Raw genomic sequence first — 11,971 nt, forward strand, 5'->3', positions numbered from 1 at the left:
ACGCCGTAGGCCACGTTGGCGAGAAAGCCCCAGTGCTGCTTGTCGATGACGCCGCGGCGAATCTCGAACCAGTGGGCGTGGGTGTCGACGAACCCTGGCGTGATGATCTTGCCCGTGACGTCCACCACCCGCGCATCGGCCGGCAACGCCAAGGTGCCTCGGGGGCCGATCTGGCTGACGCGGTTGTTGGTGACGACGAGGTCTGCATCCTCGATCACCTCATCGCCCCGCATGGTGATCACCTTGGCCCCGCGCAACACCAAGGTGCCCGCGGGCACATCGCGCGGCACCTGTACATCGATGGCGAAGCGTTCTACCGCCTCAGCCTCTTCCTTGAAGTCGGGATCCCAGGGTGCCTCGGGCGCTTGCGCATCCTCCGCGGCAACGGCCGCACCGTCGGCGGCGCTCCCCTCACCTGCGCCCGTGCTGCCATCCGCGTCCGATTCATCGTCGGACTCGCCCTCGTTGCGAAAGCGGATCGACGCGACGGCCTGCCGGTACAGGGTCGCCCCCATCGCCCAGTACACGTTCTCGCCGTCCGCGGACCACGCGAAGTAGTCGGCGCCGAGATCGGTCAGCTGCTTATGGGGCACGTTGGGTTTGTCGACCTTGACGGTCACGCCCTTGCGATCGACCTGCGGCACGGCCACCAGGTGCAGCTGATTGCCCACGTGGGCCAGGGCCCAATCGCCGTTCGGACTGATGCGAATGTCGTTCGCCGCCACGGGCTCCTCGGCAAAGTAGAGGCCCGTGCCCTTCACCTGCAGGTGGGTACGGCGATCGCTGCCGTCGAGGCGCATGGAGATCAGACCGCCCGGCGTGTAGGCGAAGACCCGGTCGCTGGCGGAGGCGAACTGAGGTGAGGAGAACCCGCCGGCGTGGGCGATCAGTTCGACCTCCCCGCCTTCCAAGGGCACTCGCACCAGGTCCATGCCCGGCGCCGAACCGAAATCGAAGGTGCGCTGTAGGTAGCTGCGAGCCGTCGCCCGCAGGGCGACCACGTACTTGCCGTCCGGCGAGACGACCGGATTCGCATAGTAGGCCTTGCTCTGCGTCAGCTGTGCAGGACGAGCGTTACGACTCGTTCCCAGGCGCCAGATATGCCCACCGTCCGGCCCCCAGGACACGTAGGCGATGCTGCGCCCATCCGGCGTCCAGGTCGGCATGAAGGCGTCGTCGCCAGCGGCTTCCAGCTGGCGCGTGCCGTCGCCGTCTTCCGCCAGGGCGTGCAGGTAGAGTTCCCCCAACGCCGAGAACACGACCTGATCGTCGTTGGGCGCCACCGCGGGCGATTGGATCAAGCGCACGCGAATGGGCCCGGTCTCCACCTCCGCGTCGAGGTCGAGATCCGGCCCGATATCGAGATCGGCCTTTACGTGGAACGGAATCACCTCGCTCTCGCCCGTGGCGAGCGTGACCCGCTGAATCTTGCCGTCAAAGGTGGTGATGATGGCGCTGTCGTCGGCGGTGAAGGTCGCGGCCGGCATCAGGTCTCGGGTGAAGCGCGATTCCTGATCGTCCCGGGTGACCGGATACACCAGCCAGCGATCCTCTCCCGTGGTGAGATCGAGCACCCGCAGGGCCGTCTCCGCATCGTGTCGCGTCGCGTAGACGAGCGTGTTGCCATCGTGGGAGAGCACGGGGCGCATCGCCGACCCCTGGGCCGTCACGATCACCTGGTCCGAATCATCCTCCAGGCCACGGCGCCAGATGCTCCACTGGGGCAGGGTCATGTTGTACTCGAAGCCGCCCTGCTTGCGCGCGTAGTAGAGGTAGCGACCGTCGCTCGAGGCCTGCACGCCTAGCGCGTTCAATCGCTGATCCTGCGGCGTGGTGGCCGTCGCCTTCGCTTTGGTCAGCTGGACGCCGCTGCCGCCATCCTTGTGGTACATCCACAGCTCGTAGGTGCGAAGGCCCCAGGTGCTCTTGGATACCAGCACGTACTGACCGTCCGCCGACCATGCGGGTGAGGTGTAGAGCGCCTGGGCCTCACTGGAGAGCTGCACCGGATCGCTGCCGTCCGCCTTGGCGATCCACAGATTATCCGCGCCGCCCCGGTCTGAGATGAACGCGATGGACGCACCGTCCGGCGAGTAGGTCGGCTGGCTCTCGAAGGCCATGCCACCGAGGAGTTGCGTCGCCTCGCCGCCCGCGATCGGCAGCGTGTAGATGTCGCCCAGAAGCTCGAAGATGATGGTCCGCTGGTCGGGCGAGAGATCGAGCGACAGCCAGGTGGCCGTCTGCGTGTCCACGCTCACCTGGCGCGTCGGCTCGAGCGGCAGGCCGCTGCCGTCGTCCTCCACCTCTGGCCCAGCCTCACCGGTGAGCTCCTGGGGTTCCTCGTGATGGTCGAGCACGCCATGGCCGTCATCGCCCGGCGCCGGCAACACCGCATACGTCGCGAGCGGTGCCACGGCCAGTGCCCAGGCGAGCACCCCTGCGAGTAGCCCTCGCCGTGGCGGGCCACCGCCGAGGTTGCCGTCGGGGACCGGGGGCGCGGGGAAGGGGCTGGGCATGGAAGTCTCCTGGGGGCGCGGCGTCAGCGCGCTGCTGAGGGTCGGTCTCAGCGTTGGACACACAAACTTGCTCAAAGTCGCATCACAGTTCGGTCAGTCGGTCAGCCATCGCGTCGGCGGCGCGCACAAGGGCATCGATGATGCCGGCCTCGATACCGAGGTGACCGGCGTCCCGTACGATCTCCAGCGATGCATCGGGCATCGCCGCCGCCAGGGCGAAGGCACTGTCCGCGGTGCACGTGAGATCGCGGCGTCCGTGGATGATGATGGCGGGCAGGTGGGCGATGCTCGCCATGCGTTGGAGGATCTGGTTCTCCTCAATGAAGAAGCCGTTGGCGGCGTAGGTCAGCTCGATGCTGGCCCCCGCCACCGCCCGCGCCCGACCCTCCGCCGTGGGTGCCTCGGCACTGCGCTCAACCGCCTCATCAGGTAGCGATTGGGTGACCACCGCGCTCGTATAGGCTTCCCAGCCCAAGGCGACGGCAGCGCGTTCGGCAGCGGAACCATCGCGGATCATCGCCGCGGCGCGCGCGATGATGTCGCCCTCGCCCGCGGGTACCGTATCGGCGAAGTCGGGCCAACGATCAGGGAATATGCGCCTCACGCCAAGGGGCGAGACGAACCACTCGAGGTCTTCGCGCCGGGCCAGGAAACTCCCCCGCAGCACCAACCCTGCGGTGTGCTGCGGATGCGCCTGGGCGTAGAGCAGCGCGAGGGTGGCGCCCCAGGAGCCGCCGAAGACGAGCCAGCGCTCGATCTGCAGATGGCGGCGAATGCGCTCCATATCCTCGATGAGGTGGGCCGTGGTGTTGGCCGTCAACTCACCGGTCGGTTGCGAACGGCCGGCACCGCGCTGGTCGAACAACACGGCACGGTAGCGTTGCGGATCGAAGTAGCGTCGGTGCGAGGGGCTGCAGCCCGAGCCAGGACCGCCGTGCAGGAACACGACCGGCAGGCCCTGTGGATTGCCTGCCTCCTCCACGTGCAAGGTGTGCCCGTCCCCCACCGCCAGCGCGTGCACGGCGTAGGGCTCGATCTCGGCATAGAAGGCGCGCCGGTCGCCCATCATGGAGCCGTCTCCTGCGACGCCGGATCCAGCCAGTGGCCCACGGCAAAGGTACTGATGAAAAGGCTTAGGTAGACGAAACCGGCCCAGATGGCCCACTGCGGGGGCAGGAGGGCGGCCCACAGGGCGGAGGCCATCCCGGTCAGCGCCATCGCCAGCCAGATGCCCGCCTCCATGCGTGCGTGGGCCTTCTGGTAGGCGCTCAAGCCCAACGCATCGGCGCGCCTGGAGGAGCGCCAATACAGGGCTGCGAGGGTGCCGGCCAGGGCGAAGAACCCGATGCCGTAGAGCTGGAAGATACCCAACAGCTGGAAGGGGTCCTCCAGTTCGAAGTTGTCCGGCAGCCAGTCGTTGGTCATCCAGGCGAACATCGCCGAGGTCACGACCTTCAGCGGGTACACGAACACCATCACGAGGAAGACGAGGGTGAGGCTCAGGAGGACGCAGACGGGATCGTCCTCATCGCCGTAGCGCTTGGCCCAGCTCTTCTGGCCGATCCAGAACGACATGATGCCGGCGAAGCTGGCGAGGAAGGCGGGCGTGCCCTTCAGAGCGGTGATCAGCTCATCGTAGGACTCGGGCACCGAATCGATGGAGATCACCAGCATGGTGATCGCGAAGGCGAAGGCAGCATCTACGAAGACGTCGAGCCGCGTCATCGGCGCGGGCGGCGGCTTGGGCTCGGGCATGCGGGTCCTCAGGCGTGCGGCGAGGCGCCCGCAGACGCCTCGCTATCCCCACAGCATGCGCCCGCTAGCGCATGGAGGTAAAGCCCTTAGCGCGAACCGCCGCTGGTGCTGGTGCCCGCCGGGCGCGGACGACGCGAGCGACCGCGCGGAGGCTGCCCGCCGTTGCCACCGCCGGCAGCGCTCGCACTCGTGCCGCCGCCAGCCTTGCCCTTGCCGCCACCGCCACCGCCACCGGCGCGCTTCGGCCGCCGCGGGGCGTCCTGGCGCCGGCCGCGACCGCTGCCCTCACCCCGACGCTGGCCGCGTCCGTTGGCGCCGCCACCCTGGTGTTCGCCAGCGGCGGGTGCGGCGGGCCGAGGTGAGCGCTCGAAGGCGGGCAGATCGGCGACTGGGATATTGCGCTTCAGGACGCGCTGGATGTCGCGCAGCAACTTGCGCTCCTCCGGCTCCACGAGGGAGATCGCCTCCCCCTCCGCGCCAGCGCGCCCCGTGCGTCCGATCCGGTGCACGTAGTCCTCGGGGACGTTGGGCAGCTCGAAGTTCACCACGTGTGGCAAGCCGTCGATGTCGATGCCGCGAGCCGCGATGTCCGTGGCCACGAGCACCCGGATCTTGTTGGCCTTGAAGCCCGCCAGGGCACGGGTGCGTGCGGACTGGCTCTTGTTGCCGTGAATGGCGGCGGCTTCGATCCCGGCCTTGCCGAGCTGCTCGGCCAAGCGGTTGGCGCCGTGCTTGGTGCGGGTGAACACGAGGGCTTGGAACCAGTTCTCCTCGCGCACCAGGTGAATCAGCAGATCGCGCTTATCGCGCTTCTCCACCTGATAGACGCGCTGGTCGACCGTCTCCGCCGCCGTGTTACGACGGGCCACTTCCACGTGCACGGGATCGCGCAGGAGGCTGTCGGCGAGGCGACGAATGTCATCGGAGTAGGTGGCGGAGAAGAGCAGGTTCTGACGCTGCTTAGGCAGCAGGCGCAGAACCCGTCGAATGTCGTGGATGAAGCCCATGTCGAGCATGCGGTCCGCCTCGTCCAGGACGAGGATCTCCACGTGCTGCAGATCGACGGTGCCCTGGCCGGCGTGATCGAGCAGACGACCGGGCGTAGCAACGAGCACGTCGAGCCCACGCCGCAGGCGATCGATCTGCGGATTGATGCCGACGCCACCGAAGATCACCGTTGACTGGATGGGTAAGTTGGCGCCGTAGGTGTCGATGCTCTCGCCGACCTGGGCGGCCAGCTCTCGCGTCGGCGCCAGCACGAGCACGCGCGGAGCGCGCTTGCGCCGCGGCGCCGGCTCACGGGTGAGCAGTTCGAGGATCGGCAGGGTGAAGGCCGCCGTCTTGCCAGTACCCGTTTGGGCCCCGGCGAGCACGTCATGGCCCTCGAGGACGGCGGGAATCGCTTGTTCTTGAATGGGCGTAGGCGTGGTGTAGCCCTGCGCGTCAACAGCGCGCAGCAGTTCGGCGCGTAGGCCGAGATCTTGAAAGTTCAAGGAGTTCTCCGGACATCGCACTGCCAAGCGCTGTTTGGCGCCACCGGTCCAGGCAGGGTGTCGGGTGTGGGTGAGATCAGGCGCGGAATCGCGCTGCTTGCGGCGACCGGACGGCCACAAGCCGGACGCAGTCTACCGCATCGCAGCACGCTAATCCACTGCGATCTGGATCAAAAAGTGTTGCCGGGTTGTCGATTCCCCCCTTCCCCGATCGTCATGACCCTAGAAGCGACCTCCATGGCGCTTCGCCTAGACTCACAGACACTTCGCCGAAGGAGCCGACACCATGGCCAAATTCGCCCTATTGCTTCCCCACGCCCCCGATCGCTACTCCAGCCTCGCCGAGGACGATTACGTCGAGATCATCAAGGACTACGTGGCCTGGGTGGAGCGACTCGCCGCCGAGGGTCGCTACCACGGCGGCACCAAACTCACCGATGAGCCGGGTCGCCATCTTCGCCGCCACGGCGACGGCGACACCTCGGTGGAGTTGCACGACGGTCCGCTCACCGAGGTCAGCGAGGTGCTCGGTGGCATCATGCTGATCGAAGCCGAAGACATGGACGATGCGGTGGCCATCGCCCGCACCTGCCCCCACCTCGTGCACAACAGCCATATCGAAGTGCGCGCGGTCGATCCCGCCACCGAAGACTGAGCGAGACACCACCATGCCAGGGTCGCCTCCGCACACGCCTAGCAGCAGCGCTGACGAGGTGCGACGGACCCTGGACCAGGTGACCCGTCGCGAACGAGGCCGGCTGATCGCCGGCCTCGTCCGGCTGCTGGGCGCGCAACAGGTGGCGTTGGCGGAAGACGTGGCGCAGGAAGCGGTACTCAAGGCCCTGGCCAGTTGGCCTTACAAGGGTTTGCCCGACAACCCTGGCGGGTGGCTGGCGAGGGTCGCGCAGCGTTGCGCCATCGACCGCCTGCGCCGCGAACAACGGGAGGTCGCGCTCGAGACGCCGTCCGCCGACGCCGGCGTGCAGGGTGTAAACGAGCTGGCATCGCGCATCGACGATCCGCAACTGCGCCTGATGCTCCTGTGCTGCGATGACGTACTGAGCGCACAGGATCGCGTGGGCCTGACCCTGCGCCTCGTCGCTGGCTTCACCGCGCGCGAGATCGCACAGGTGCTGCTCGTCAGCGAGGTCTCCCTGGCCCAGCGCCTGGCCCGGGCCAAGCGCCGCCTGCACACCCATGACGGTCTGGCGGACGCCCCCCGGGGCGCGCGCGCCATCGAGGCACGCCTGCCGAGCGTGCGGAAGACCCTGTACCTGATGTTCTCCCTAGGCTATTCCCCGCGTAGTGGCGCCACCCTGATCCGCAGCGATGTGGCCCTGGAAGCGGTGCGCCTGGCCGAAGGCTTGCTCGCCTGCACGTCGGACAGCGCCAGCGGCGCCGACACGGCAGCTCTCACCGCCTTAATCTGCCTGCAGGCCTCGCGCCTGAACGCACGGGCCGACGCCGAGGGTCGACCGATCCGACTCCAGGATCAGGACCGCAGCCGGTGGGATCGGCCGCTGATGGCGCGTGGCCTGACCCTGTTGGCGGGCGCGGCGCGCCAGACGCACACTTTGAGCCCCTACCACCTTGAGGCAGCGATCGCCGCGGAGCATGCCACCGCCGCCACCTGGGAGACGTGCGACTGGCTGCGTATCCGCCGCCACTACGCGGCCCTGGAGGCGGCGACAGGCTCGCCGGTGGTCACCATCAACAGCTGCGTCGCCCAGGCGATGGCCGGCGATAGTGACGCAGCGCTCACAAGAATCCAGGCCCTCGCCGACCTCCACCCGCTTCAGACCTACGCCCCCTTCCACTTCGCGGTGGCGGAGATCGCGCGGCTGGCAGAGCGGCGTGAGGTGGTCATCGCCGCCTACCGACGCGCGCTGGCCTGCCCCACGAGCACCCCCGTGGCCCAGACCCTCTCGGCACGGCTGAGCGATTCCCTCGAGCGCGCTTAGGGCCTGGCGGCGATGCACTCCACCTCCACCCGGGCACCGAGGGCGAGGCCGCTCGCGGCGAGGGCGCTGCGCGCGGGGTACGGCGGGGAGAAAAACGCCTGGTACACCTCGTTGAAGGCACCCCACTCATCGATGTCGGCCAGCATCACCAGGCACTTGATCACATCCGATCGGGCGTAACCATGGGCCGACAGCGTGATATCGATGTTCTCGAGCGTGCGCGCCGCCTGTTCGGCGATCCCCCCGTCGATCAGCTCGAGGGTGCCCGGCACCACACCGATCTGACCCGATAGGTAGAGGGTGCCATCCACTTGCACCGCTTCGGAGAAGGGCAAGGTGGTGGGCAGTACCTTGCCGCTGTTGTGGAAGCGAATTCGCCCTTGCCTCGGCGGCACGGCCGCCGCAGGCGGTGATCCCTTCACCGTGGTCAGTCCGCCCTGCGCGCGGGGAGTGTGCCCCTGCGTGCCCCCTGCACTCGCGGTCTGGGCCATGTGCGGCGAGGAAGGCATCGTCAGCAGTGCGCCATAGAGGTCGATGGCGTACCAGAGGTTGGCGATCCTGAGGTTCTCATCGGGCGCGTGCTGATTATTGTCGTGGTTCGCCACCGGCACGATGATCGCCGGCTTGCCGGCCACATCGGTAAAAAGGTACAGCGGGAGCGTGCCGCCCATGCCCGGGGAGAGCACCAGGGAGTCGGCGCCGAAGGCGCGCGTGGCAGCCTCGTCGACGGCGTGCAGGACCTGCTGCGCCCAGGGATTGCTCATCGCCGTGCGCGCGGCCGGATAGCCATCGCGGCCACCCGTCACCTTGGCGATGCGGGGGTGTTTCAGACGTGTCGCCAGATCGGGCGTCTCGCGCACCACGTGGAACCCCTGGCGCTCGATGTGGCGCACGATGAGATCCCCCATGTGGGCCGGCTCGTTGCCCTGCACCAGGCGGATGCCGAGGGAGGCGACCGCCTCGTTCGGAATGACGTTGCGCGCGAGGCGACCCGTATTGCCGCTGGAGAGGCCGCGCACGGTCAGCGCCGGTAGCAGCAATCGTTCGGGCAGGGTCGCCGGCGCCCCCTCGCTACGTGCGATGCCAAGCTCCGTGCGCAGCTGCGCATCGTAGTCCGGCATATCGGCCAGGGCGGTCAGCTCCTCGGCGCCCACAGGATCTGCACCGTCGTACCACCCCTCCACCAGCACCCGGCCCTGCTCGTCTTTCATCGAGGCCAATAAGCGCGCTAATACCGCGGGCGTGTCCGGTGCCCAGTTGCCGTAGTGACCGGAGTGCAGGTTGCGGGTGGCGCCGTAGACGGTGACCTCCATGCCCATCGCGCCGCGCACGCCGAAGGTGAGCTGCGGCCGCCCGCTCTGGTGCACGGGGCCGTCGAAGAAGAGCCAGATGTCGACATCCTCGAAGCGGCGCTGGAACCGCCGCAGGTATTGCTCCAGGTGCGGCGAGCCGGCCTCCTCCTCGCCGTCGAACAGGAAGACGAGATTCGAACTCGGGCGCAGGTCGCTCTGCGCAAGCGCCCGCAGGGTGGGCAGCAGCGCCGCGATCGGCGCCTTGTCATCCCCCGCCGAGCGCGCGTAGAGGCGCCACTCAGGATCTACCCGATCGCCCACCTCCGGCATCGGTATCGGCTTCCCGCCCGCCTCCATGGAGGCGGAGTAGAGCGTGGGCTCGAAGGGCGGGTGGGTCCAGCGGCGGGGGTCCACTGGCTGACCGTCGTAGTGCACGTAAATGCCGAGGGTGCGCGTGGCGCCCTCCACGTCGAGGCGACCGAACACCACCGGCGGGGCGTCTTCCACCTGCAGCAGCTCCGCCTGCACGCCCACTTCGCGCAGACGATCGCGAGCGAAGGCCGCCACTCGCTCGATGTCCTCAGTATCCGAGGCGCGGTTGGGCAGGCGCAAAAACTCGCTGAACTCCTGCAGGATCTGCACCTCGTGGCGCTCGCGCCAGGCTCGCGCCACTTCCATGCCGTCCGCCGCCGCGGCACCGACGCCGGGCAGGATGGCTCCTAAGGCAACTGATAGGACGATAGCTAGGGAACGCAGTCGCAGGATCATGGCATGCTCTCGGCTACTTCGGGGAGCGGTTCGATGGGCAGGGTGCAGCTGGGATCGGCGGCAAGTTCGCTCAGGCTCACCACGCGATAGCCGTCCTCCTGCAGCAAGGGGAGCACGCGCCCCAAGGTCTCGGCCGCCCGCACCCCGCGCCCGTGCGCGTTGTGCAACACGATGATCGACCCCGGACGCACCGAACGGCGGATGTACCATGCATGAAAATTGGTCGAGGTGATGAAGGTGTCGTAGGGGAACGTGTCAGCGAGGGCAATCTGGTAGCCGAGCTCCGCGGCCACCGTCAGCATCTCATCGTTGAAGCGCGCGGAGCCCGGACGAAACCAGTGAATGTCCGTGTACGCCGACAGCACTTCGTGGGTGCGCTCGATGCTCGCCCGCGCCTGCGCGTCCTCCAGGCGAAAGGTGGGTTCCTCGAGGAAGGTGTGGTTACCGATCTCGTGACCTTGGGCCAGGATCGCCTGGACGAGCTCTCCGTGTAGTTCGGCCCGCTCGCCGATGAGAAAGAACGTGGCGTGAGCGTCCGCGGCGGCGAGGACCTCCAGCAACGCTTCCGTGCTGCCGACCACGGGCCCGTCGTCCAAGGTCAGGGCGATGATGCGCTCCTCGCAGCGGGCGCGGTACAAGGCGGCCCCGCCGATAGCGGGCCCTGCCACGCGCACGAGGGAGGCGCAGCCCACGAACGCCCCGGTGCCCACCAGGATCAGCGCAGAGCTGACCAGCAGCCAAAGGCGCCGCCAGATTCCGGTGCGCCAGCGAGCGCCGGCCGAGGCATCGCTCAACGCGCGCTAGCGCCCGCGCTGTCGACGGGCGCCAGGGAGGCTTCCACGGCTCGCCCGTCCTGCTTGTAGATCACCCCGTCCTTGAGCACGAGGTCGACGTGCTGCAGCAGGTTGATGTACTCGAGCACATCGCCGCGCACACCGATGATATCCGCCTTCTTGCCGGCGGAAACCGTGCCGTAATCGGCTTCAACATCCATCATCACCGCTGGCCAGTAGACCGCGGCGCGGATCACATCCATCACGGGCATCCCCATCACCCGCACCAACACGTCCAACTCGTTCCAGGTGCTCTGGCAATGGAACTTCATGGGGATACCGCTATCGGTGCCCACCAGGATCACCACGCCCGCCTCGCGCAGCTGAGCGATCTTGCGCTTCAAGGTGGGCTTGCGCAGCGGCGTCAGGCGCGTGTAGCCGAGTTGGCCGGGCATGGCGATAGATCGACGGATGTCGGCGATCGTGTCGTCCTTGAGGCCGCGCTGCCAGCAATCGCCGTCCAGCTTCTCAGGATTAGCCACCGTGCGATCGAAGTTCCACAAGCCCTCCACCGTCGGCGTCCAGTAGAGAGGGCCGCCGGCGACGCGCCCCGTGGCTGTGCGTTCGCGCAGCTTCTCAATCACATCTGGCGGATACTCAGGCGCCGTCGTCAATCCCGTGTGCTCGAAGTTATCTACGCCGATCTCGATACCCACGCGAATCTCGTTCGGCCGATGAGAGTGCGCGACCACCTTCATGCCGCGGGCGTGGGCTTCCTCCACGATCGTCTTCGCCACCTCGAGCGGCAGCTTGTCCTGATCGATCAACTTGACGATGTCCATCCCTGCTTCGTGCAGCTGAGCGACGCGCTTGCGGGCCTCGGCCTGCGTCTTCACCGGCCAGCGATAGGCGGTCTGCCAGGACTCCACCTCGGCCTGCAGGAAGGGCCCGGACATGTACAGGTTCGGCCCAGGCAGCTCACCGGAAGCGACCCGCGCCTTCAAGGACATGGAAGGCTCGAGCGGGGCGCCGAGATCGCGCACGGACGTGATGCCCGCCAGTAGCAGCTGCACCGCCGAGGCAGGCATGATCTCGTCCGCTAAACGATCGAGATAGGTGGCCTGCCAATGGGGGTAATTGGCGTGACCGTTGAGCATCAGATGGGCGTGGCTCTCCCACAGCCCCGGCAGCAGATCCATGCCTTCCGTGGACACCACCCGGTAGCCGTCCGGCACGGCGAGCGTGTCGACTGTACCCACCTCCTGCACGCGGTCGCCGTCGATCAGAATGACACTGTCGGCGATCGGCGCATGACCGAAACCGTCGATGAGCCGCCCGCCCACCAGCGCCAGGCGCTCCTCCGCCTGGGCGAGGGCGGACAGGGCGCACGTCATCGCTACACCAGCGAACGCG

The 11,971-nt window shown here is 67.7% G+C and carries 9 protein-coding genes; 2 read left to right on the forward strand and 7 right to left on the reverse strand.

Annotation, left to right across the window (positions count from 1 at the left end; genetic code table 11):
- The 4 genes from AAF184_07760 to AAF184_07775 all read right to left on the reverse strand — a co-directional run.
- A partial coding sequence (locus AAF184_07760) for a hypothetical protein (protein ID MEO0422216.1) occupies nucleotides 1–2,516 on the reverse strand: 2,516 nt, incomplete at its 3' end.
- Nucleotides 2,517–2,598: 82 nt separating this feature from the next.
- A complete protein-coding gene (pip, locus tag AAF184_07765; protein ID MEO0422217.1) occupies nucleotides 2,599–3,585 on the reverse strand; it encodes a prolyl aminopeptidase in 987 nt (328 codons plus the stop codon).
- The gene (locus AAF184_07770) at nucleotides 3,582–4,271 is read right to left on the reverse strand and encodes a TMEM175 family protein (protein ID MEO0422218.1); all 690 of its coding nucleotides are present in this window, start codon (nucleotides 4,269–4,271) and stop codon (nucleotides 3,582–3,584) included. The genes pip and AAF184_07770 overlap by 4 nt, the downstream gene beginning before the upstream one ends.
- Before the next feature lie 86 nt (nucleotides 4,272–4,357).
- A complete protein-coding gene (locus AAF184_07775) occupies nucleotides 4,358–5,764 on the reverse strand; it encodes a DEAD/DEAH box helicase (GenBank protein MEO0422219.1) in 1,407 nt (468 codons plus the stop codon).
- Nucleotides 5,765–6,050: 286 nt separating this feature from the next.
- Here AAF184_07775 and AAF184_07780 point away from each other — a divergent pair, with 286 nt between their 5' ends.
- Complete coding sequence (locus AAF184_07780; GenBank protein MEO0422220.1) at nucleotides 6,051–6,419, forward strand: YciI family protein; 369 nt, start codon at nucleotides 6,051–6,053, stop codon at nucleotides 6,417–6,419.
- Between the two features lie 13 nt (nucleotides 6,420–6,432).
- Nucleotides 6,433–7,725 (forward strand): sigma-70 family RNA polymerase sigma factor, encoded by a 1,293-nt coding sequence (locus AAF184_07785; protein MEO0422221.1) that lies wholly within the window; start codon nucleotides 6,433–6,435, stop codon nucleotides 7,723–7,725.
- On the opposite strand, the gene AAF184_07790 is transcribed toward AAF184_07785, so the two are convergent.
- Genes AAF184_07790 through AAF184_07800 form a run of 3 tightly spaced genes read right to left on the reverse strand, consistent with a single transcriptional unit; the run spans nucleotide 7,722 to nucleotide 11,952 of the window.
- Nucleotides 7,722–9,785, reverse strand: coding sequence for a M20/M25/M40 family metallo-hydrolase (locus AAF184_07790; protein MEO0422222.1), 2,064 nt, complete (start codon nucleotides 9,783–9,785; stop codon nucleotides 7,722–7,724). The two genes, AAF184_07785 and AAF184_07790, sit on opposite strands and share 4 nt — an antisense overlap.
- Entirely contained in the window at nucleotides 9,782–10,579 is a 798-nt protein-coding gene (locus AAF184_07795; protein MEO0422223.1) for a polysaccharide deacetylase family protein, read from the reverse strand. The genes AAF184_07790 and AAF184_07795 overlap by 4 nt, the downstream gene beginning before the upstream one ends.
- Nucleotides 10,576–11,952, reverse strand: coding sequence for an amidohydrolase family protein (locus AAF184_07800; protein MEO0422224.1), 1,377 nt, complete (start codon nucleotides 11,950–11,952; stop codon nucleotides 10,576–10,578). The genes AAF184_07795 and AAF184_07800 overlap by 4 nt, the downstream gene beginning before the upstream one ends.
- Between the last annotated feature and the right edge of the window lie 19 nt (nucleotides 11,953–11,971).

The organism is Pseudomonadota bacterium, from assembly GCA_039815145.1.
Taxonomy (GTDB): domain Bacteria; phylum Pseudomonadota; class Gammaproteobacteria; order Steroidobacterales; family JBCBZW01; genus JBCBZW01.